Annotated in this window: 5 protein-coding genes (1 of these 5 cut by a window edge); all 5 read left to right on the plus strand. The window is 69.1% G+C overall.

Translation table 11 applies throughout. The features are described from left to right. On the plus strand, nt 1-4,789 hold the 3' end of the coding sequence (locus tag KKZ08_RS34485) for a non-ribosomal peptide synthetase (RefSeq protein ID WP_223778159.1). 4,847 nt of this gene lie to the left of the window's left edge; only the last 4,789 of its 9,636 coding nucleotides appear in the window; its start codon lies beyond the left edge, outside the window; its stop codon occupies nt 4,787-4,789. Next, nucleotides 4,789-21,654 (plus strand): non-ribosomal peptide synthetase, encoded by a 16,866-nt coding sequence (locus KKZ08_RS34490; RefSeq protein ID WP_223778160.1) that lies wholly within the window; start codon nt 4,789-4,791, stop codon nt 21,652-21,654. Before KKZ08_RS34485 ends, KKZ08_RS34490 begins: the two co-directional genes overlap by 1 nt. Nucleotides 21,655-21,850: 196 nt before the next feature. Further along, nucleotides 21,851-22,213, plus strand: a complete 363-nt coding sequence (locus KKZ08_RS34495) for a hypothetical protein (RefSeq protein WP_223778161.1) — start codon at nt 21,851-21,853, stop codon at nt 22,211-22,213. Nucleotides 22,214-22,691: 478 nt separating this feature from the next. Next, nucleotides 22,692-24,572, plus strand: coding sequence for an ABC transporter ATP-binding protein (locus KKZ08_RS34500; RefSeq protein WP_223778162.1), 1,881 nt, complete (start codon nt 22,692-22,694; stop codon nt 24,570-24,572). A 368-nt stretch (nt 24,573-24,940) separates the two neighbouring features. Then, nucleotides 24,941-25,153 carry an MbtH family protein gene (locus tag KKZ08_RS34505; protein ID WP_276573915.1) on the plus strand — a complete coding sequence of 71 codons (213 nt, stop codon included), beginning with the start codon at nt 24,941-24,943 and terminating at the stop codon, nt 25,151-25,153. Nucleotides 25,154-25,175: the final 22 nt, after the last annotated feature.

Consider the following 25,175-nt stretch of genomic DNA (forward strand, 5'->3'; position numbering starts at 1 on the left):
TGTCGATGTGGTGGTGGCGCTGCTGGCGGTGCTGAAAGCCGGGGGCGCGTATCTGCCGATCGATGCGGGGTATCCGGCTGAGCGGGTCGGTTACATGCTTGGTGACGCGGGGCCGGTGGTGGTTCTCGCTTCGACGGACACGGTTGGGGCGGTGCCGTCATCGGATGCGGCGGTCGTGGTCCTGGATGACCTGGATCTGGCCGGTTTTGAGAGCGGTCCGTTGGGTGTGGGGGTTCGGCCGGAGCATCCGGCATATGTGATTTATACGTCGGGTTCGACGGGGCGTCCGAAGGGTGTGGTGGTCGAGCACCGGTCGGTGGCGGCGCTGCTGGGCTGGGCTGCCGCGGAGTTCGGCGGTGAGAATTTCCGGCGGGTTCTGGCGTCGACGTCCTTCAACTTCGATGTGTCGGTCTTCGAGTTGTTCGGCCCGTTGGTGTCGGGCGGCAGTGTCGAGGTCGTGGGTGATCTCCTGGCTCTGGCCGATGCGGACACGTCCATCGGTGATGTGAGTCTGGTGAGTGGTGTGCCGTCGGCGTTCGCGCAGATGGTGGCTTCGGGTGAGATTCAGGCTCGTCCCCGGACGGTGGTCCTGGCCGGTGAGGCTCTGACGGCGGATGCGGTGGCTGGTATTCGTACGGCGATTCCGGGTGCGCGGGTCGCGAACATTTACGGTCCGACCGAGGCCACGGTGTATTCCACGGCCTGGTTCGCGGACGCGCAGGTAGACGGAATCGTCCCGATCGGCCGCCCTATTTCCAACGCCCGCGTCTATGTCCTGGACGGGACTCTTTCTCCGGTGCCGGCGGGTGTTGCTGGTGAGTTGTATATCGCGGGTGCTGGTCTGGCCCGTGGTTATCTGGGTCGTCCGGAGCTGACGGGTGAGCGTTTCGTCGCCGACCCGTTCTCGACCGCTGGTGGTCGTTTGTATCGCACGGGTGATGTGGTGCGCTGGTCGCAGGACGGTCAGGTCGAATACCTGGGCCGTGTGGACGAGCAGGTGAAGGTCCGTGGTTTCCGGATCGAGCTGGGCGAGGTCCAGTCGGTGCTGGCCGGGCATCCCCTGGTGGCCCAGGCCGTCGTGGTCGCCCGTGAGGATGTGCCGGGGGACAAGCGCCTGGTCTCCTACGTCGTACCGGCCGAGGACGGGCTTGCCGAGGAGCTGCCGCGCATCCTGACCGCCCTGGCCAGTGATCGGCTGCCGTCGTACATGGTCCCGTCGGCGGTCGTGGTCCTGGACGTGCTGCCGCTGAACGTGAACGGCAAGCTGGACCGCAACGCCTTGCCCGCTCCGGAGTACGCGACCGGAACCAGTGCGCGGGGTCCTGTCACGCTCCAGGAGGAACTGCTGTGCGGGGTCTTCGCGCAGGTCCTTGGCCTGGACAGCATCGGCGTGGATGACGACTTCTTCGCGCTGGGCGGTCACTCCCTCCTCGCGGTGCGTCTGATCAGCCGGGTCCGTACCGTCCTGGGTGTCGAGGTCCCGCTGCGGGCCCTGTTCGAAACTCCCACGGTCGCCGGTCTCGCCGCCGGCCTGGCCGGCGCCGGTCAGGCCCGGCTCGCCCTGACGGCCGGTGAACGCCCGGAACGCATCCCCCTCTCCTTCGCCCAACAACGCCTCTGGTTCATCAGCCAGTTGGAGGGCCCGAGCTCGACGTACAACATCCCGTTCGCCCTGCGGCTGTTCGGCGAGGTCCACAGGCAGGCCCTCAATGCGGCCCTGCGGGACGTCATCGGCCGTCACGAGGTCCTGCGCACCGTATTCCCGACGACCGAGGGCGGCGAGCCGTACCAGCACGTCATCGAGATCGCCGACCTCGATTGGCAGTTGGAGTACGCCGACGTCTCGTCCGGCGAGCTGGATGACGCCATGGCGACGGCCGTGGCCCACGCGTTCGACCTCACCTCCGAGGTGCCGATCCAGGCCACTCTCTTCGAGGCCGATGCCGACGAGCAGGTCCTCGTGATCGTGATGCACCACATCGCGGGCGACGGCTGGTCCACGGCCCCACTGGCACGGGACCTGTCCACGGCCTACGCGGCACGAAGCAAGGGCCGGGCTCCCGAGTGGGAGCCGCTGCCGGTCCAGTACGCCGACTACGCGCTCTGGCAGCGCGAACTGCTCGGCGACGAGACCGACCCCGACAGCCTCACCGCCCGTCAACTGTCCCACTGGCGAGACGCCTTGGCAGGCGCTCCAGAGGAGCTGGAGCTGCCATTCGACCGGTCCCGCCCCGCTGTCGCCTCGCATGTTGGCCATCGAATCCCCTTGGTCGTGCCGGCGACGGTACATGCCCGACTGGTGGAGGTGGCGCGCGTCGAAGGTGTGACCACGTTCATGGTCCTTCAGGCCGCTCTGGCCACGCTTCTCTCAAAGCTTGGCGCGGGCACGGACATCCCGATCGGTTCGGCGAACGCGGGCCGTACGGACGAGGCACTGGACGACCTGGTCGGCTTCTTCATCAACACACTGGTCGTACGCACCGACCTTTCCGGTGACCCTGAGTTCCGCGAGGTCCTCGGTCGAGTGAGAGAGGCGAGCCTGGCGGCTCTGGCGCATCAGGAGGTGCCGTTCGAGCGGCTGGTGGAGGAGTTGGCGCCTTCGCGGTCGATGGCCCGGCACCCGTTGTTCCAGGTCCAGTTGGACCTCCAGAACAACGCCGAAGCCGTCCTCGACCTGCCGGGTGCGCGGACCGGGAACGTCGCGGTCGCGAAGACGACGGCGAAGTTCGACCTGGAGGTCCGGGTCTCCGAGGCATTCGACGAGCAGGGCGCCCCGGCCGGGGTGTGGGGCTCGGTGGTCGCAGCGGCCGACCTCTTCGACCGGGAGACGGTCGAGGGGCTGGGCGAGCGTCTGGTCCGGGTGATCGGGTCGCTGGTCGCCGACCCCCTTACCCGCTTGAGCACGGTGGACGTGCTGGGGGAGGTGGAGCGGTGTCGGGTGCTGGAGGAGTGGAACGACACGGCTGCTGACCTGGGCGCTGCGCTGGTGCCGGAGTTGTTTGCCGGGCAGGTGGCGCGGGTGCCGGGGGCGGTGGCTGTTGTCGGGGAGGGTGTGTCGGTTTCGTTCGCGGAGTTGGATGCGCGGGCGAATCGGTTGGCCCGCTATCTGGCTGGTCAGGGTGTCGGTGTCGAGTCGTTGGTGGGGTTGTGTCTGCCGCGTGGGATCGAGGCGGTGGTGGCGGTCCTGGCGGTGTGGAAGGCGGGGGCGGCTTATGTGCCGATCGATCCGGGGTATCCGGCTGAGCGGATCGGTTTCATGCTGGCCGACAGTGGCGTGGCTTTGACGTTGACGACCGAGGAGGTCCTGGACGATCTCCCGGCCGGGCGGAACCGGTTCGTGGCGTTGGACAGCACGCTGGTGGAGATGCAGCTGGCGGCGGCTTCTGGCGAGGCGCCCGAGGTGACGGTTGAGCCGCAGGCGCTCGCGTATGTCATCTACACCTCGGGTTCGACCGGCCGGCCGAAGGGGGTGGGCGTCACCCATGGCGGTCTGGCGAACTATGTGATGTGGGCCGCGGACACGTATCGCATGCAGGACACGGCCGGTGGCGCTCCGTTGCATTCGTCCCTTGCGTTCGATCTGACGGTGACGAGTGTTCTGGTGCCGCTGGTGTCCGGCAGCGCGGTCGTGGTCAGTGAGGCCGGCGGCGCTGAAGGGCTGGCCGAACTACTCAAAAGCCCTGGAGACTTCGGTCTGGTCAAGGCAGTCCCCGCCCACCTGCCCCTCCTGACGGAGATGCTCGACGACGCTCAGATCGCCTCTTCGGCTCGTACGTGGGTGGTCGGTGGTGAGGCCCTGCCGGGCGGTGTGGTTCGGGACTGGTTGTCGCGGGCTCCGGGGTCGGTGGTCGTGAATGAGTACGGGCCGACCGAGACGGTGGTCGGGTGCTGTGTCTTTGAGATTTCGGCCGGTCAGGTGGTGGGGGAGTCGGTGCCGATCGGGCGGCCGATCGCCAACACGCGTCTGTATGTGCTGGATGAGTTCCTGCAGCCGGTCGCTCCGGGTGTTGCGGGTGAGTTGTATGTCGCGGGTGTTCAGCTGGCGCGTGGTTATGTGAGGCGTCCTGGCCTGACGGCCGAGCGTTTCGCGGCGAACCCGTTCGAGCCGGGCGGGCGGATGTATCGCACGGGGGATGTGGCCCGCTGGACCACCGACGGGATTCTCGAATACCTGGGCCGTGCGGATGAGCAGGTCAAGGTCCGTGGCTACCGGATCGAACCCGGCGAGGTCCAAGCCGTCGTGGCGGCGCACCCGCAGGTCGCCCAGGTGGCCGTGGTGGCCCGTGAGGACGTCCCGGGGGACACCCGCCTCGTCGCCTACATCGTCCCCACCGACCTCGACGACACCGAGCCTGAACTGCCTACTCAGATAATGCAGTTCGCGGCGACGCGACTGCCGGAGCACATGGTTCCGTCGGCGGTCGTCGTCCTCGATACGCTCCCGCTGACCGCCAACGGCAAGCTCGACCGCAAGGCCCTGCCGGCCCCCGAGCAGACCCACAGCAAGGGGCGTGGCCCGACCAACCGCCAGGAGGAGATCCTCTGCGCGGCCTTCGCCGAACTCCTGGGTCTGCCCGAAGTCGGCGTGGACGACGACTTCTTCGCACTCGGCGGCCACTCGCTGCTCGCCGTCCGCCTGACCAGCCGGATCCGGGCCGAACTCGGTGTCGAGGTCCCGCTTCGGGTGCTCCTTGCTGCCTCGACCGTGGCAGCACTCGCACGACAACTTGCCCACCAGAAGACAGCAAGGCCGGCGTTGCGGCCGATGCGTAACCAGGAGGAGTCCTGATGATTCCGTTGTCATTCGCGCAGCGCCGGTTGTGGTTCCTCAGCCAGTCCGAGGGCCCGAGCTCCACTTACAACATCCCGGTCGTACTGCGTCTTTCAAGCGAGACGGATGGTGCCGCGCTCGACGCTGCCCTGCGCGACGTGATCGGCCGCCACGAGGTGCTGCGCACGATCTACCCGGTCGCGGACGGCGAGCCGTACCAGTGCATCCTGCCGACGGCCGGCCTTCAGTGGACGTTGGCAGCGGCCGAGGTCGCCCCGGCCGACCTCGACGGCGCGATCGCGGACGTCCTCGGACACGCCTTCGACCTCTCGACCGAGATACCGATCCGCGCGTCGCTGTTCTCCACGGGCGGCGACGAGCAGGTGCTCGTCCTGGTGACGCATCACATCGCGAGCGACGGCTGGTCGAAGCGTCCGCTGGCCCGCGACCTTTCGACGGCCTACGCGGCACGCAGCGAGGGCAAGGCCCCCGAATGGGAGCCACTGCCCGTCCAGTACGCCGACTACACGCTCTGGCAGCGCCAGATGCTCGGTGACGAGTCGGACCCCGAGAGCGTGATGTGCACGCAGATGGCCTACTGGCGGGAGGTGCTGGCCGATGTTCCGGAGGAGCTGGAGCTTCCCGCGGACCGGCCTCGGCCTGCCGTTGCCTCCCACCGCGGGCACAAGGTGGCGCTGGCCGTGTCCGCCGACGTGCACACGCGTCTCGCCGAGTTGGCCAAGGCCGAGGGCGTGACCCCTTTCATGGTCCTCCAGGCCGCCCTCGCGGCGGTGCTCTCGCGTCTCGGCGCGGGAACCGACATCCCCATCGGCACGACCGTCGCCGGACGTACGGACGTCGCTCTCGACGACCTCGTCGGCTTCTTCATCAACTCCCTCGTCCTGCGTACGGACGTGTCGGGTGACCCGACCTTCACCGAGCTGCTCTCGCGCGTGAGGCAGGCCGACTGGGCGGCGTTCGAGCACCAGGAGGTGCCGTTCGAGAAGCTCGTGGAGGAGCTGGCGCCGGCGCGTTCGCTGGCGCGGCATCCGCTGTTCCAGGTCATGCTGAAGGTGCAGAACACCGGCGAGGCCGTCCTCGACCTGCCCGGCACCAGCGACCGGAACACCTCGGCGCCGACAGCCAGGAGGACCGTCACGCCCAACGGTCCGGCGACCAGCGAGTCCGCGGCCAAGTTCGACCTGGACGCGTCGGTGTCGGAGGTCTTCGACGAGGCCGGCGCTCCGGCGGGCCTGCGCGGTTCGGTCGTCGCTTCCGCGGACCTCTTCGACGTCGAGACGGCCGAGCGCATCGTGGCCCGCTGGGAGCGGGCGATCGAGCTGCTGGTCCTGGACCCGCAGTCCCGGCTGAGCGCGGTCGAGGTTCTGGACGAGGGGGAGCGGCGGCTCCTGGCGGAGTGGAACGAGACCGCTGTCCCGGTGGTGGCGGGTTCGCTGCCGGAGCTGTTCGCGGTGCAGGTGGCTCGTCGGCCGGATGCGGTCGCCGTGGTCGCGGGTGAGGTGTCGCTCTCGTATGCGGAGCTGGACGCGCGGGCGAACCGTCTGGCCCGTCATCTTCAGGCGCAGGGTGTGGGTCCTGAGTCGTTGGTGGGGGTGTGTCTGGAGCGGGGGGCGGATCTGGTCGTCGCGTTGCTTGCGGTGCTCAAGTCCGGTGGCGCGTATGTGCCGGTGGACCCGGAGTACCCGCTGGAGCGGATCGCGTACATGATCGGCGACGCCGAGCCCGCGGTGGTGCTCGCCTCTGCCGGGACGGCTGATGTGCTCCCCGTGGCGGACGTGGCCGTGGTCCTGCTGGATGACGTGGAGACGGTTTCGGCGTTGGCGGTGTTGGACGGTGGTCCGCTGGGTGTGGTGGTGCGGTCTGAGTCTCCGGCGTATGTGATTTATACGTCGGGTTCGACGGGTCGGCCGAAGGGTGTGGTGGTCACTCATCGGGGTGCGGTGAGCTTGTGTGAGGGTCATGGCCGGTGGGTGTTCGCGGCGGATGGTGAGGTGTTGCGGGTCGCGTTGACGACCTCGGTGTCGTTCGACGCGTCGTGGAATCAGCTGGCGGCTGTGTTCACGGGTCATGAGCTGCATGTGGTGGACGGGGAGACGTGGCTGGACGCGGGGCGTCTGGTGGCGTGGATGCGTGCGTCGCGGATCGATTTCGCGGAGGTCACTCCTTCTTATCTTCAGATTCTGGTGGAGGAGGGTCTGTTCGGGGGTTCTGGGGGTCCGTCGCGTATTGGTGTGGGTGGTGAGGCGGTCCCGGCCGGTCTGTGGGAGCGGCTGCGGTCGTTGGAGGGTGTGGAGGGTTTCAACTTCTACGGTCCGACCGAGGCGACTGTTGACACCGCGATCGCCCGGCTTTCCTCGTCGTCTGATGTCGTGGTGGGCCGGCCTGTGCCCAACGCACGTGTCTATGTGCTGGACGAGGCGTTGCGGCCTGTGCCGGTTGGTGTGGCGGGTGAGTTGTATGTGTCGGGTGCGGGTGTGGCGCGTGGGTATGTCAACCGTCCGGCGCTGACCGCTGAGCGGTTCGTCGCCTCGCCGTTCTCCGCCTGTGGTGAGCGGATGTACCGCTCGGGTGACCGGGTGAAGTGGACGGCGGACGGCCAGCTGGTCTTTCTGGGCCGTGCGGATGATCAGGTGAAGGTGCGTGGGTTCCGTGTCGAGCTGGGTGAGGTCCAGGCGGCGGTGGCCGCGCATCCGCAGGTCGCGCAGGCCGCCGTGGTCGTGCGGGAGGACATTCCTGGTGACCGTCGTCTTGTCGCGTATGTGGTCACTACCGGTGAACTGGCCTGTCCGGTTGCCGGGTTCGTGGCCGGGAGTCTGCCTGAGTACATGGTGCCGTCGGCTGTCGTTGTCCTTGATGCTCTGCCGTTGACTGCCAACGGCAAGCTGGACCGCAAGGCGTTGCCCGTCCCCGGGTTCGAGGCGGCGGCGGGGGTGCGGGGTCCGTCCAACGCACGTGAGGAGATCGTGTGTGCGGCCTTCGCCGAGGTTTTGGGGGTGGAGAGCGTTGGTGTGGATGATGATTTCTTCGAGCTGGGGGGGCAGTCGCTTCTTGCCATCCGGCTTGTCGCTCTTCTTCACAAGCGCGGGGTTTCTGTCTCCGTGCGGACGTTTTTCCAGGCGCCGACGCCGGCTGGTCTCGCGGCTTCGGTGGACGCTGTCCGGGTCGAGGTGCCGGCGAATCTGATTCCGGTGGGTGCCACGGCCATCACGCCGGAGATGCTGCCTCTGGTCGATCTGACCGGTGATGAGATCGCGACCGTCGTCGCCACTGTCGACGGTGGCGCGTCCAATGTCGCGGACGTCTACCCGTTGGCCCCTCTTCAGGAAGGCCTGCTCTTCCACCACCTCCTCGCCGACGGCGGCGACGACGCGTACGTCATGCCGACTGTGCTCGAGTTCGACGCCCGCGACCGCCTGGACGCCTTCACGGACGCGCTCCAGCAGGTCGTTGATCGCCACGACATCTACCGCACGTCCATCGTGTGGGAGGGCCTGCGCGAGCCGGTCCAAGTGGTGTGGCGCGACGTCACCCTGCCCGTCACCGACGTCACCCTCGACCCCGAGGGCGGCGACCCGGTGGAGCAGCTCCTCGCGGCCGGCGGCCTGCGCATGGACCTTGGCGAGGCCCCGCTGATCCGGCTGCACGCCGCGCGGGTCCCCGGCACCGGCCGCTGGCTGGCCCTGCTTCGGGCACACCACGTGGTGCGCGACCACACCGCCCTGGAGATCGTTTTCAACGAAGTGCAGGCGATCCTCGCGGGCCGTGGACGGGAGCTTACGCAGCCGCTGCCGTTCCGCACCTTCGTCGCCCAGACGCGCGGCGCCGTCGAACGCTCCGAGCACGAGCGCTACTTCGCCGACCTGCTCGGCGACGTCACCGAGCCCACCGCGCCGTTCGGGGTCGCGGACGTGCGCGGCGACGGCGCCGGAGCCGTACGCGAAGTGGTTCCGTTCGACACGGAGTTGACCGTACGGCTCCGGGAGGTCTCCCGGCGTCTGGGCGCCAGCCCGGCGACAGTCATGCACGTCGCGTGGTCCCGGGTCCTCGCGGCGGTCAGCGGGCGTGAGGACGTGGTCTTCGGCACCATTCTCTTCGGCCGCATGAACGCGGGCGAGGGCGCCGACCAGGTCCCCGGCCCGTACATGAACACCCTGCCCGTCCGCGTTCGCACGGACTCCTCCGGGGTCCGCGCCGCCGTGTCCGAGATGCGCGGTCAGCTGGCGCAGCTCCTGGAACACGAGCACGCCCCGCTCGTGGTGGCCCAGCGTGCCAGCGGCGTCGTCGGTGACACCCCGCTGTTCACCGCCCTGTTCAACTTCCGACACAACCCGGGCCGCAGTGCCGAGGAGCGCGCGGACACGCGGCGCCACGAGGGTATGGACGGGATGCGGGCCGTCTTCACCCGGGAGCGCACCAACTTCCCACTGATGGTCTCGGTCAACGACAATGGTGACCTGTTCACGTTGGCCGTGGACGCGGTGGCGCCGATCGACCCGCGCATGGTGGGCGAGTTCGTGCGCACGGCGGCGCTGAACCTGGTCTCCGCGCTCGAATCGGCCCTGGACGGCGACCATGACGATGACGTGCCGCTCAGCTCGGTCCAGGTCCTGGACGAGGCGGGGCTGCGCCAGGTGTTGACCGAGTGGAACGACTCGGCAGCCGCGCTTCCGGGCGACGCCACGGTGGCGGGGCTGTTCGAGGCGCAGGCTGCCCGCACTCCGGATGCGGTGGCTGTGGGTTCCGGGGGCGTTGAGATTTCCTATGCCGAACTGGACCGCCGATCCAGTCAGTTGGCTCGCTATTTGGTCGCTCAGGGTGTGGGCCCGGAGTCGTTGGTGGGTGTGTGTCTGGAGCGTGGTGTCGATGTGGTGGTGGCGCTGCTGGCGGTGCTGAAGTCGGGTGGTGCCTATTTGCCGATCGATGCGGGGTATCCGGCTGAGCGGGTCGGTTACATGCTTGCGGATGCCGGGCCGGTGGTGGTTCTCGCTTCGACGGACACGGTTGGGGCGGTGCCGTCGTCGGATGCCAAGGTAGTGGTCCTGGATGACCTGGATCTGGCCGGTTTTGAGAGCGGTCCGTTGGGTGTGGGGGTTCGGCCGGAGCATCCGGCGTATGTGATTTATACGTCGGGTTCGACGGGGCGTCCGAAGGGTGTGGTGGTCGAGCACCGGTCGGTGGCGGCGCTGCTGGGCTGGGCCGCTGCGGAGTTCGGCGGTGCGGACTTCTCCCGTGTGCTGGTCTCCACCTCTTTCAACTTCGATGTGTCGGTCTTCGAGTTGTTCGGCCCGTTGGTGTCGGGTGGCAGTGTCGAGGTCGTGGGTGATCTCCTGGCTCTGGCCGATGCGGACGCGTCCATCGGTGATGTGAGTCTGGTGAGTGGTGTGCCGTCGGCGTTCGCGCAGATGGTGGCTTCGGGTGAGATTCAGGCTCGTCCCCGGATGGTGGTCCTGGCCGGTGAGGCTCTGACGGCGGATGCGGTGGCTGGTATTCGTACGGCGATTCCGGGGGCTCGGGTCGCGAACATTTACGGTCCGACCGAGGCCACGGTGTATTCCACGGCCTGGTTCGCGGACGCGCAGGTAGACGGAATCGTCCCGATCGGCCGTCCTATTTCCAACGCCCGCGTTTATGTCCTGGACGGGACTCTTTCTCCGGTGCCGGCGGGTGTTGCTGGTGAGTTGTATATCGCGGGTGCTGGTCTGGCCCGTGGTTATCTGGGCCGTCCGGAGCTGACGGGTGAGCGTTTCGTCGCCGACCCGTTCTCGACCGCTGGTGGTCGTTTGTATCGCACGGGTGATGTGGTGCGCTGGTCGCAGGACGGTCAGGTCGAATACCTCGGGCGTGCGGACGAGCAGGTGAAGGTCCGTGGTTTCCGGATCGAGCTGGGCGAGGTCCAGTCGGTGCTGGCCGGGCATCCCCTGGTGGCCCAGGCCGTCGTGGTCGCCCGTGAGGACATGCCGGGGGACAAGCGCCTGGTTGCCTACGTCGTCCCGGTCAACGGTGTGTCGGCTGGTGAACTGCCGTACCAGGTGCACGAGTTCGTGAGTGATCGGCTGCCGTCGTACATGGTCCCGTCGGCGGTCGTGGTCCTGGACGCGCTGCCGCTGAACGTGAACGGCAAGCTGGACCGCAAGGCCCTGCCCGCCCCCGAGTACGCGGCCGGTAGCGGCCGTGGCCCCTCCGACGCCCGCGAGGAGATCCTGTGCGCGGCCTTCGCCGAGGTGCTGGGTCTCGACGGGGTCGGCGTGGACGACGACTTCTTCCGGCTCGGTGGCCACTCCCTCCTCGCGATCCGCCTGGTCGCCCTCCTCCGTACGCGCGGTGTCTCCGTCTCGATCAGAGCGCTCTTCGACGCGCCGACCCCGGCCGGTCTCGCCGCCTCGGCGGGCGCCGAACAGGTGATTGTCCCGGCGAACCTGATCCCGGCCGCCGCGACCTCCCTCACTCCCGAGATGCTGCCGCTTGTCGACCTCACGGCTGCCGAGACCGCGGCGGTCGTCGCCACCGTCGACGGTGGCGCGTCCAACATCGCGGACGTCTACCCGCTGGCCCCCCTCCAGGAAGGCCTGCTCTTCCACCACCTCCTCGCCGACGGTGGCGAGGACACGTACGTCATGCCGACGGTCGTCGAGTTCGACGCCCGCGAGCGGCTCGACGCCTTCACCCAGGCGCTCCAGAGCGTCGTCGACCGCCACGACATCTACCGCACGTCCATCGTGTGGGACGGCCTGCGCGAGCCGGTCCAGGTGGTGCGGCGGCAGGTGACACTGCCCGTCGAGTTCGTCACCCTGGACGCCGAGGGCGGCGACCCGGTGGAGCAGCTCCTCGAGGCCGGCGGCGGGTCGATGGACCTGGGCCGGGCCCCGCTGATCCGGGTCCACGCGGCCCGCGTCCCCGGCGGGGAAGAGTGGCTGGCGCTGGTGCGGATCCATCACATGGTGCAGGACCACACCGCCTTGGAGGTCATGCTCGCCGAGGTCAACGCGTTCCTCACCGGACGCGACGGCACCCTCGCGGAGCCGCTGCCCTTCCGGAACTTCGTCGCGCAGGCCCGCGCCGGAGTGACCACCGGTGAGCACGAGCGGTACTTCGCCGAGCTGCTCGGCGACGTCACCGAGCCCACGGCCCCCTTCGGAATCGTCGACGTCCACGGCGACGGCACGGCCACGACCCGCGCACGAATCGTCTTCGCCGACGAGTTGCACACGCGCCTGCTCGACGTCTCCCGCCGCCTGGGCGCGAGCCCGGCGACCCTGCTGCACCTGGCCTGGGCCCGGGTCCTGGCCGCGGTCAGCGGGCGCGAGGACGTCGTCTTCGGCACTGTCCTGTTCGGCCGCATGAACGCCGGCACGGGCTCCGACCGGGTGCCGGGTCCCTTCCTCAACACGCTTCCCGTCCGCGTGCGGACCGACGCGCTCGGTGTCCTCACCGCCGTGTCGGCGATGCGCGGTCAGCTGGCAGAACTCCTGGAACACGAGCACGCGCCGCTGACGGTGGCGCAGCAGGCCAGCGGGGTGACGGGTGACGCGCCCCTGTTCACCGCGCTGTTCAACTACCGCCACAACGGCGGCGGCGCTACGACCGAGGCGCCCCAGGTCCGAGACGAGCGGCTGGACGGGATCCGGAGGGTCTACTTCGAGGAGCGCACCAACTACCCGCTCATGGTCTCTGTCGACGACAACAGCGACCGGATCTCGCTGGCCGTCCACGCAGTCGCGCCGATCGACCCCGAGACGGTGGGCATCTTCCTGCGCACGGCCGCGCAGAACTTGGTCACCGCCCTCGAATCCGCCCTGGCGGACGGCTTGGACGTGCCGCTGAGCACGGTTCAGGTCTTGGACGAGACCGAGCGTCGGCGGGTGTTGACCGAGTGGAACGACTCGGCGGCCGCGCTTCCGGCCGATGCCACGGTGGCGGGGCTGTTCGAGGCGCAGGTGGCCCGCACTCCGGATGCGGTGGCTGTGGGTTCCGGGGGCGTTGAGATCTCCTATGCCGAACTGGACCGCCGATCCAGTCAGTTGGCTCGCTATTTGGTTGCTCAGGGTGTGGGTGCGGAGTCGTTGGTGGGTGTGTGTTTGGAGCGTGGTGTCGATGTGGTGGTGGCGCTGCTGGCGGTGCTGAAAGCCGGGGGCGCGTATCTGCCGATCGATGCGGGGTATCCGGCTGAGCGGGTCGGTTACATGCTTGGTGACGCGGGGCCGGTGGTGGTTCTCGCTTCGACGGACACGGTTGGGGCGGTGCCGTCGTCGGATGCGGCGGTCGTGGTCCTGGATGACCTGGATCTGGCCGGTTTTGAGAGCGGTCCGTTGGGTGTGGGGGTTCGGCCGGAGCATCCGGCGTATGTGATTTATACGTCGGGTTCGACGGGGCGTCCGAAGGGTGTGGTGGTCGAGCACCGGTCGGTGGCGGCGCTGCTGGGCTGGGCTGCCGCGGAGTTCGGCGGTGAGAATTTCCGGCGGGTTCTGGCGTCGACGTCCTTCAACTTCGATGTGTCGGTCTTCGAGTTGTTCGGCCCGTTGGTGTCGGGTGGCAGTGTCGAGGTCGTGGGTGATCTCCTGGCTCTGGCCGATGCGGACGCGTCCATCGGTGATGTGAGTCTGGTGAGTGGTGTGCCGTCGGCGTTCGCGCAAGTGGTGGCTTCGGGTGAGATTCAGGCTCGTCCCCGGATGGTGGTCCTGGCCGGTGAGGCTCTGACGGCGGATGCGGTGGCTGGTATTCGTACGGCGATTCCGGGTGCGCGGGTCGCGAACATTTACGGTCCGACCGAGGCCACGGTGTATTCCACGGCCTGGTTCGCGGACGCGCAGGTAGACGGAATCGTCCCGATCGGCCGCCCTATTTCCAACGCCCGTGTCTATGTCCTGGACGGGACTCTTTCTCCGGTGCCGGCGGGTGTTGCTGGTGAGTTGTATATCGCGGGTGCTGGTCTGGCCCGTGGTTATCTGGGTCGTCCGGAGCTGACGGGTGAGCGTTTCGTCGCCGACCCGTTCTCGACCGCTGGTGGTCGTTTGTATCGCACGGGTGATGTGGTGCGCTGGTCGCAGGACGGTCAGGTCGAATACCTGGGCCGTGTGGACGAGCAGGTGAAGGTCCGTGGTTTCCGGATCGAGCTGGGCGAGGTCCAGTCGGCGGTCGCAGCGCACCCGGAGGTCACGCAGGCGGTTGTCATCGCCCGTGAGGATGTGCCGGGGGACAAGCGCCTGGTCGCCTACGTCGTCCCGGTCGACGGTGCACCGGATGGTGAACTGCCGTACGAGGTGCACGAGTTCGTGAGTGATCGGCTGCCGTCGTACATGGTCCCGTCGGCGGTCGTGGTCCTGGACGCGCTGCCGCTGAACGTGAACGGCAAGCTGGACCGCAACGCCTTGCCCGCTCCGGAGTACGCGACCGGAACCAGTGCGCGGGGTCCTGTCACGCTCCAGGAGGAACTGCTGTGCGGGGTCTTCGCGCAGGTCCTTGGCCTGGACAGCATCGGCGTGGATGACGACTTCTTCGCGCTGGGCGGTCACTCCCTCCTCGCGGTGCGTCTGATCAGCCGGGTCCGTACCGTCCTGGGCGTCGAGGTCCCGCTGCGGGCCCTGTTCGAAACTCCCACGGTCGCCGGTCTCGCCGCCGGCCTGGCCGGCGCCGGTCAGGCCCGGCTCGCCCTGACGGCCGGCGAACGCCCGGAACGCATCCCCCTCTCCTTCGCCCAACAACGCCTCTGGTTCATCAGCCAGTTGGAAGGCGCCAACGCCACCTACAACAGCCCGATCGCCCTGCGGCTGTCCGGGGAGGTCGACAGGGAGGCTCTCAATGCGGCCCTGCGAGACGTCATCGGGCGGCATGAGGTCCTGCGGACCGTTTTCGGGGTCGCGGACGGCGAGCCGTACCAGAGCGTCCGCGAACTCGACGAGCTCGACTGGGAACTGAACTTCGCCCTGGTCGACGCGGCCGAGCTGGAGGAAGCGGTCACCGGGGCCGCGCGGTACGCCTTTGACCTCTCCGTCGAGGTGCCGATCCGGGCCACCCTTTTCGAGACCCCCGAGGGCGAGCGTGTCCTTGTCGTCCTCGTCCACCACATCGCCAGTGACGGCTGGTCGCGGGCGCCCCTGGCCCGGGACTTCTCCGCGGCCTACGCGGCTCGTGTCGAGGGCCGGGCTCCCGCGTGGGAGCCGCTGCCGGTCCAGTACGCCGACTACGCGCTCTGGCAGCGCGAGCTGCTCGGCGACGAGACCGACCCCCACAGCGTCATCGCCCAGCAACTCGCTTACTGGAAGCAGGCGTTGGAGGGGGCGCCGGAGGAGCTGGAACTGCCCATCGACCGGTCCCGCCCGGCCGTTGCCTCGCACCTGGGGCACAGCGTCGCGCTCGACGTTCCCGCCGAAGTGCACGCACGCCTCGCGGGGCTGGCGCGGGCCGAGGGCGTGACCATGTTCATGGTTCTCCAGGCCGCCCTGGCCATCCTGCTCTCGAAGCTGGGTGCGGGCACCGACGTCCCGATCGGCTCGGCGCATGCGGGCCGAGGCGACGAGGCGCTGGACGATCTGGTCGGCTGCTTCGTCAACACGCAGGTGCTGCGGGCGGACCTCTCGGGTGACCCGGCCTTCACCGAACTGCTCGCCAGGGTGCGGGAAGCGGGTCTGTCCGGCTTCGCCCACCAGGACGTGCCGTTCGAGCGGCTCGTCGAGGAGCTGGCCCCGACTCGCTCCATGGCTCGCCACCCGCTCTTCCAGGTCGTCCTGACGAAGCAGAACACCGTGAGCGCCGGTCTCGACGCGCTGGCGACGCCCGTCGTGTGGACCGGGGGCATGTCCACCGGCACCCGGGCGGCGAAGTTCGACCTCGACGTGATGGTCGGGGAGACGTACGACGCCGAGGGGGCCCCGGCGGGCCTGCGCGGCTCGGTCACGGTCGCCGCCGACCTGTTCGACCCGGAGTGGGCCGAGCGGATGGCCCGGTCCTGGGTGCGCGTGCTCGACCTGCTCGGTGACAACCCGCAGACCCGCCTCAGCGGCGTCCCTGCGCTCGACGAGGTGGAGCGCCACCGGGTGCTGATCGGCTGGAACGACACGGCCACCCACGATGAGGCGGCCGTCGTGCACGAACTGTTCGAACGGCAGGTGACCCGCGCCCCCGAGGCCACCGCGCTCATCAGCGAAGGCACGAAGACTTCCTACGGGGAGTTGGATGCGCGGGCGAACCGGATCGCGCATTACCTGATCGGCCAGGGAATCGGCCCCGAGACCGTGGTGGGTCTGTGCCTGCCGCGCGGCACCGACATGATCGCGGCGATCCTGGGTGTGTGGAAGGCGGGCGCGGCTTATCTGCCGATCGATCCTGTGCAGCCGACGGACCGGATCGCGTTCATGCTGCGTGACAGTCGTGCGGCGTTGGCGCTGACGACGGAGGAGATCCTGGACGAGCTGCCGGCGGGCCGTTCGCGTCTGGTGGCGATCGATGACACGTTTGTCGAGATGCAGCTTGCGGCGGCTTCAACGGAGCGGCCTGGCAGGGGTGTTGACGGGCGGTCGCTCGCGTATGTGATCTATACGTCGGGTTCGACCGGTCAGCCCAAGGGTGTGGCCGTGACGCACGGCGGAGTCGCGAACTATGTGGCCTCTGTTCCCGGACGGGTCGGTTTCGGTGGCCAGGGTGCGCGGTTCGCGCTGCTCCAGGCGCAGGCGACGGACCTGGGCAACACGGTGGTCTTCACCAGCCTCGCGTCCGGCGGTGAGCTGCACATCCTGGACGAGGGTGCCGTCACGGACCCTGCCGCGGTGTCCGCGTACCTGGCCGAGCACCGGATCGACCACTTCAAGGCTGTCCCTTCCCATCTGGCCGCGCTGTCCACGGCCGGTGGCGTGGAAGGCGTCCTGCCGAGGAAGTCCCTCGTGCTGGGTGGTGAGGCCGCCTCCCCGGCCTGGTTGCGGGAGCTGCTCGCCGCTGCCGGTGAGCGCGAGGTGCACAACCATTACGGGCCGACCGAGACCACGATCGGTGTCGCCACCACACGGCTCACCATCGAGCGTGTTTCCGGGCACGTCGCCCCAGTGGGGTCCCCGATAGCCAACACCCGCTTCTACGTCCTGGACGCCTCTCTGCGGCCGGTGGCGCCCGGTGTCGCCGGGGAACTGTACGTCGCGGGTGCGGGGCTGGCGCGCGGATATGTGCGCCGGGCCGGCCTGACGGCCGAGCGGTTCGTGGCCAGCCCCTTCGAGCCGGGCGGGCGGATGTACCGGACCGGTGACCGGGCCAGGTGGACGGCGGACGGCCAGGTGGTGTTCCTGGGCCGAGCCGACGACCAGGTCAAGATCCGTGGCTTCCGCATCGAGCCCGGCGAGGTCCAGGGTGTCCTGACCGGCCACCCGCTGGTCGACCAGGCCGCCGTGATCGCCCGCGAAGACACCCCTGGCGACCGGCGACTCGTGGCCTACGTCGTTGCCGACGACCTGGAGCCGCAGGAGAAGGCCCAACTGGGGCCGGCCCTACGAGAATTCGCGGGGCAGCGGCTGCCGGAGCACATGGTGCCGTCGGCGGTCGTCGTCCTGGACGCGCTGCCGCTGACCGGCAACGGCAAGCTGGACCGCAAGGCCCTGCCCGCGCCGGACTACTCGTCGGCACTGGCCTCCGGCGGGCGCCGGGCGGTCACGTTGCAGGAGGAGATCCTGTGTCTGGCCTTCGCCGAGGTCCTCGGTCTTGCCGAGGTCGGCGTCGATGACGACTTCTTCGAGCTGGGCGGTCACTCGCTCCTGGCGGTGCGCCTGGTCAGCCGGATCCGCTCCGTCCTCGGCGTCGAGATCGAGATACGGGCGCTCTTCGAGTCCCCGACCGTCGCGGGTCTGGTGGAGCGGCTGGCGGGTGCCCGTGCGGCACGGATCGCGTTGACGGCCATGGAACGGCCCGAGCGGCTCCCGCTCTCCTACGGACAGCGGCGGCTCTGGATCATCAACCAGATGGACGGGCCGAGCCCCACCTACAACATCCCGGTGGCCGCCCGGCTCGCCGGAGCGGTGGACGTCGACGCGATGGGAGCGGCCCTCCGCGACCTGCTCGCGCGCCACGAGGTGCTGCGCACTGTCTTCGGCGTCGCCGACGGCGAGCCGTACCAGCGGATCCTCGACAGCGACACGCTGGACTGGGAGCTGACGGTCGCCGATGTCGAGCCGGAAGGCCTGGCCGAGGCGGTCGCCGGGGCGAAGGCGTACACCTTCGACCTCGCCGCCGAACCCCCCGTCCGCGCCTGGCTGTTCAGGGCCGGACCCGAAGAGCACGTACTGGTCGTCGTGGTCCACCACATCGCCGGCGACGGCTGGTCGTGGGCGCCGCTCGCCCGCGATGTTTCCACCGCCTACGAGGCCCGCAGAGCGGGCCGCGCGCCGCAGTGGGAGCCGCTGCCGGTCCAGTACGCGGACTACGCGCTGTGGCAGCGCGAGGTGCTCGGCGACAGCCAGGATCCCGAGAGCCTGCTCTCCCAGCAGGTCGCCTACTGGCGCGGGACGCTGGCGGGGGTGCCCGAGGAGCTGGGACTGCCGTTCGACCGGACGCGTCCGGCGATCGCTTCGCACCGGGGCCACCGGGTGCCGCTGGACGTCCCCGCGGACGTCCACGCCAGGCTGGCGCAGGTGGCGCGAGCCGAGGGCGTGACGATGTTCATGGTGCTGCACGGCGCTCTGTCCGTCCTGCTCTCCCGCATCGGCGCGGGCACCGACATCCCGATCGGCTCCGCGATCGCGGGCCGCACGGACGAGGCCCTCGACGACCTGATCGGCTACTTCGTCAACACGTTCGTCCTCCGTACCGACCTCGCCGGGGACCCGACGTTCAGGGAGGTCCTCGAACGCGTACGGGAAGCGGGACTCGGCGCGTTCGCCCACCCGGACGTGCCCTTCGAGCGGCTGGTCGAGGAGCTGGCCCCGGCCCGTTCGATGGCCCGCCACCCGCTGTTCCAGGTCATGCTGCTCCTGCAGAACAACGAGCAGGCCGTGCTCGACCTGGAGGGCGTGGACGCACGGCGAGGGGCCCCCGCGGCCCGGTCCGCCGGGGCCCCCGCCGAGGCGGTCGTGAAGTTCGACCTGGACGTCAGCGTCACCGAGCTGTACGACGCCGAGGGCGCCCCGGCCGGCATGCGCGGCTCGCTCGTCGCCGCGGCCGACCTGTTCGACCCGGAGTCGGTCGAGCGGATCGCCGAGCGGCTGAGCCGGGTACTCGCGGCGCTCGCCGCCGACCCGGGGGTCCGCCTCGGCGAGGTGGACGTCCTCGGCGAGGGCGAGCGGACGCGGATGCTCACCGAATGGAACGCGACCGAGGCCGAGGTGCCGGACGCGACGGTCGTCGAGCTGTTCGAGGCGCAGGCCGCCCGCACGCCCGACGCGGTCGCCCTCGTCCACGGCGGCATGGAGCTGACCTACGCCGAGCTGGACGCCCGGGCCAACCGGCTCGCGCGCCACCTCGCCGGCCGGGGCATCGGTCCGGAGACGGTCGTCGCTGCGGTCTTCGAACGCACGGTGGACCTGGTGGTCGCCCTGCTCGGCGTGATCAAGTCGGGTGCGGCGTACTTGCCGATCGACCCGGCCTATCCCGCCGACCGGATCGCCTACGTCATCGCCGACTCCGGCGCGGTGAGCGTGCTCACCAGCGAGGAGCTGGACGCCCGCCCGGCGGAGGCCGGGCAGCGCCCGCAGGCTCCCGTGATCCTGCTGGACAGCGCGGAGGTCACCGAGGTGCTCGCGGGCCTCGCGGACGGGCCGCTGACCGACGGCGAGCGCACGGCGGCGCTGCGGCCGGAGCACCCGATGTGGGTCATCTACACCTCGGGATCCACCGGGCGTCCCAAGGGAGTCATCGTCGAGCACCGCGCGATCGTGAACTTCCTGAGCGCGATGCAGGACCGGTTCGCGCTCGGCGCGGACGACCGGCTCATGGCGGTCAGCACCCACGGCTGCGACATGGCGGGCTTCGAGTTCTACCTGCCGTTCCTCAACGGGGCGTCCATGGTGCTCGCCTCGCAGGAGCAGGTGCTCGACCCGTGGGCGCTGCGCTCCCTGATCCGTACCACCGGTGCCAATATCGTCCACGCGACGCCGAGCCTGTGGCGCGGCCTGATCGCCGACGCCGACGACCCGGTCGACTGGACGGGGGTGCGCGCCATGATCGGCGCGGAGGCGCTGCCGAGTGACCTGGCCCGCACGCTCCTCGCCAGGACGCCCACGCTGACCAACCTGTACGGTCCGACCGAGACCACCGTCTGGTCGACCGCCGCGGAGTTGGCGGGGGAGGGTGCCGACGCGATGTCGATCGGCGGTCCGATCGGCAACACACAGGTGTACGTGCTCGACGAGGCCCTCGCCCCGGTTCCGCCGGGCGTGGCGGGTGAGCTGTACATCGGTGGCAAGAGCGTCGCCCGCGGCTACCTGGGGCGCCCGGACCTCACGGCAGGCCGCTTCGTGGCCGGCCCGTTCGGGGAGCCGGGGGCGCGGATGTACCGCACCGGTGACGTGGTGCGGTGGACCGCCGACGGGGACCTCCACTACGTGGGGCGCTCCGACGACCAGGTCAAGATCCGGGGCTTCCGGGTCGAACTGGGGGAGATCGAGGCCGCGTTGGCGTCGCACCCCTCGGTCGGCCAGGCCGTCGCCCTGGTCCGCGAGGACACCCCGGGCGACCAGCGCCTGGTGGTGTACGTGGTGCCGAACCGGGCGGCTGCCGAGGGGGAGGAGCCCGAGTCGGCGGCGGACCGGATCGCCCGCGAGGCGCGGGGCCTGGCCCAGGACCGGCTGCCCGGCTACATGGTGCCTTCGGCGGTGGTCGCCATCGACCGGCTGCCGCTGATGCCGAACGGCAAGTTGGACCGCAAGGCGCTTCCCGTCCCGCAGGGCGGCGTGGTGGACGAGGCGGCCAACTGGGCGGTGACCTCGTTCGAGGATCACATGTGCGAGGCGTTCGCGCAGGTGCTCGGCCGCCCCGACGTGGGCGTCGACGACGACTTCTTCGCGCTCGGCGGCCACTCGCTGCTCGCGGTGAGGCTGGTGGAGGCGCTGCGGGAGCGGGGCGTGACGATCGCCGTGCGTGACCTGTTCGCTGCTCCGAGCGTCGGCGAGCTGATGAAGCGGATGAGCCTGTCATCGATCCGCGACGCGCTCGGGGTGCTGCTGCCGATCCGGGAGCAGGGCAGCGAGCCGCCGTTCTTCTTCATCCACCCCGCGGGCGGCCTGAGCTGGTGCTACATGCCGATGGCACGGCATGTACCGGCGGAGATCCCGCTGTACGGTCTGCAGTCCCGTGGCCTGGACGGCACCTCCGAATTCGCCTCCTCCGTACCGGAGATGGCTAGGGACTACATCGAGCGGATCCGCTCGGTGCAGGCCAGCGGCCCCTACCGGCTGCTCGGCTGGTCCTACGGAGGGGCGGTTGCCCACGAGATGGCCGTCCAGTTGCAGGCGGCGGGTGACGAGGTCTCGGCGCTGGTCATCCTCGACCAGTACCCGTGGCAGCGTCGGGACGGCGGTGCCGTCGACCACGCCGACGAGAGCGAGGTCGACCTGGACGCCAAGGTCGACCGACTCATCGAGGTCGTACGCCGGGAGGCGGGAGGCGCCCTCGGGTCGGCCACCGAGGAGGAGTACCGGACGTTCGCCAGGATCCTGCAGAACCACCGCACGATCCGGGCCGGCCACGTGCACGGGCGCTTCGACGGAGACGCCCTGCTGGTCGTGGCCGAGCAGAGCAAGCCGGAGGGCATGGCCACCGAGGAGCTCTGGAAGCCCTACATCACGGGCGAGATCACGCAGACCGGTGTCCCGTGCACCCACTACGAGATGGCCGATCCCGAGACGCTGGCCGACGTGTGGACCGCGGTGGCCGCCTGGCTGGCCGAGCGGTAGCACGACCTGAGCGGGTGCCGGCCGGTGCCACCACCGTCCGGCGCCCGCGGAACGCGCGGTCTCCCTCCGCGCAGGCAAGGCAAGGCACGACATGGCACGACGACGGGGCGACCGCTCGGTTCGGCCCCTGGGCGCTTCAGCGCGCGCCCCCCCATTCATTCCTGATTCATTCCTGGCGACAGAAAGCGTATTCCTCATGTCCATCGTGACGCCCTCCTCGGCCGCTTCCGCCTCCGACCCCCGAGCAGGGGGCAGCGCCGGTCCCACCACGTCGCTGAGGGGCGCTGCCCCGCAGACCGAGGCGCCGGCTGCCGAAGCCGTCGTCCAAGCGCCGTCCGCGGCGTCCGTCGCGGCCACCTCGCTTCCGATCACCAACCCGGGCGTCGACGTCATCGCCGTCGCCGAGATCCGGCGCAAGGCGATGCTCGACGCCCTCGACCCGGGCCCGCGCCCCGACTCGGCCGCCAAGCCGAGTCGGCGCGGATTCCTCTCCCGCATCAAGGCGTTCTACGCGCAGGAGCTCACCCACGACACCCGGAATCCGGAGAACAACGGCTGAACGGACGGGTCTTGCGCCGACCCGATCGGTGAAGTCTCCCGACAAGGGGCTTCCCCGACTTCCCTGGGCGACAGAAAGGGCGGACCCCCATGCCCATGGCGAAAACCGCAGCGATTCCGAAGGCCTTCGAGCCGCATTCCACGCCGGCCGTCTGCCTCATCGGGGGCGGCCCCGAGCGCATCACCCACAGGACGCGAAACCCGCATGCGGACCCGCACCCCCGCCCGTACCCATGCGGTGCCCCGGCTCCACCCACCCGGGGGCGTTCCCGCCCCGCATGCCGCCCCCGCCTCTGCACGGAGGCCGGTACCGGCGCCCTACGCCACCGCAATGCGTCCGCACCGGCTGTCCTCCAGGCCGCCGCGCCGCCTTCCGATCGGACGGAAAGGGCTCTTTCACCCACAAGCGAGGAGTGTTCTCCATGGCCCTCATAGGCGGCCCGAATCTCACCTCTGGAAACAATGTCGACAAAGGCAGGATGAGCCGCCAGAAGATCAAGCCGGGCACGCTGCGGCGCATACTCCCGTACGCAGTTCGCTACCGGAAGCAACTGGCGGTCCTGGTCCTGGCGAGCATCGCCTGCGGTGCGATCACCGCTGCCAGCCCGCTGATGCTGAAGTTCATGATCGACGACGGCATCGTGCCGAAGAAGTTCGAGATCGTCGTGATGCTGGCCTTCGGCATCGTACTGCTGGCCCTGCTGGAGTCGTTCGTCCTCTACATCGAGGCCCGGTGTTCGGGCAGGATCGGCGAGGGACTGGTCTACGACCTGCGGACCGAGGTCTTCGAGCACGTACAGAGACAACCGCTCGCCTTCTTCTCCAGGGTGCAGACGGGAGCGCTCGTCAGCAGGCTCAACACGGACATCGCCGGAACCCGGCAGGCGATCACCTCACTGCTGACCCAGGCGGTCTCGGCGCTCCTGACCCTGGCCATCGTCATCAGCACGATGATCTACCTGTCGTGGGAGATCACCCTCGTCGCCCTGGCGATGGTGCCTCTGTTCCTCTTCCCGGCCCGCATCATCGGCCGCAAGCTCCAGCGGCTGACCCGGGAGCGGATGAACCTCGACGGCGAGATGGGCTCGATGATGAGCGAGCGCTTCAACATCTCCGGAGCGGAGCTTGCCAAGCTGTACGGCCGGCCGGCCTCGGAGGCGGCGCTCTTCGAGGAGAAGGCGGGCCGCGTCCGTGACATCACCGCGCTGAACGTGGTGTACGGCCGGATGTTCTTCATCGTGATCACGGTCCTCACCTCGATGACGACGGCGATCGTTTACGGCTTCGGCGGGAACCTGGTGATCAGCGGAACGCTCCAGATCGGCACGCTCGTCGCGATGGTGACGCTGCTGTTCCGGATGTACGGGCCGATCAACCAGCTCTCGGGACTGCAGATCCAGGTACTCACGGTGCTCGTCAGCTTCGACCGGATCTTCGAGATCCTCGACCTGAAGCCGCTGGTCGCCGAGAAGCCCGGCGCGCATACGCTCGTCTCCATCGACGAGAGCGGGGGCGGGGGAGTCCGGGCCCGTGGTGGTCTGGACGTGGAGTTCGACCACGTCTCGTTCCGCTACCCGACCGCCGAGGAGGTCTCGCTGGCCTCCCTGGAACCGATGGCGCTGCGCGAGAAGGACCGGGGTGACAACGCCTGGATCCTCAAGGAGCTGAGCTTCACCGCTCCGTCCGGGCAGCTGACGGCCCTGGTCGGCCCCTCCGGCGCCGGAAAGACCACGATCACCCAGCTCGTGCCCCGGCTGTACGAGGCGACCTCCGGCACCGTCCGGATCGGTGGCCACGACGTGCGGGACGTGACGCTGCAGTCCCTGAGCGACACGGTCGGTGTGGTCAGCCAGGAGACGCACATGTTCCACGACACGATCCGCGCCAATCTGCTCTACGCGCGCCCCGAGGCGACCGAAAAGGAGTTGATCGAGGCATGCAGGGCGGCGCTGATCTGGGACGCGATCTCGGCCCTGCCGAACGGTCTGGACACCGTCGTCGGTGACCGCGGCCACCGGCTCTCCGGTGGTGAGAAGCAGCGGATCGCCCTGGGCAGGCTGCTGCTCAAGTCGCCTCCGATCGTGGTCCTCGACGAGGCCACCGCCCATCTGGACTCGGAGTCGGAGGCCGCCATCCAGCGGGCCCTCAAGGGCGCGCTGGCGGGCCGTACGTCTCTCGTGATCGCTCACCGCCTCTCGACCGTTCGGGACGCCGACCAGATCCTGGTCGTCGACGCGGGCCGCATCCGTGAACGCGGTACGCACGAGCAGTTGTTGGCACAGGGGGGACAGTACGCGTCGCTCTACCACACACAGTTCAAGGAAGACGATACGGAAACCGGTGTGCAGCGCTCGGCCTGACACCGCGCCCAACCAATTCCGTGGTGTTTCCACAGCGGCATCGGGCGCCGCGAACGAGCAATGTGGCCGGCCCATTTACACGGCAATGAGCCTTTCGGCAAGAAGGATCCGGGGGTGTTCAACTGACGCGTGGTCGCGGTTGAACACCCTCACCCACCAGGTGTGGCCCGTATGCCGGAGCCGTTGCGGCGCACAGCCCGTCGGGTGTTGTCGCAGCGATGAGAAGCGAGTCATAGTGGATCGCCGCGGGCCCGTGGCGCTCCGCGAGATGGGAATTGTGGATCGCGTACGTGTGGAATTGCCGCACCCGGCCCACTGGTGTGGTCACCGACGTGATCAGAGTTGTTCGCCTGAGAAAGGACAGTGTGGTGACGAATCCGTTCGACGACCCCAATGCCAGCTACCTGGTCCTCGTCAACGACGAGGGGCAGCACTCCCTCTGGCCCATCTTCGTCGATGTGCCCGAGGGTTGGAGTTCCGTGTACGGCGCGGCGGGCCGAGAGGACTGCCTCGCCTATATCGAGAAGTCCTGGACCGACATGCGGCCCAAGAGCCTGATCGAGGCCATGGCCGGAAAGTAGTCCGGCATCACGGCATACACGC

This window comes from Streptomyces sp. 135 (assembly GCF_020026305.1).
GTDB lineage: Bacteria > Actinomycetota > Actinomycetes > Streptomycetales > Streptomycetaceae > Streptomyces.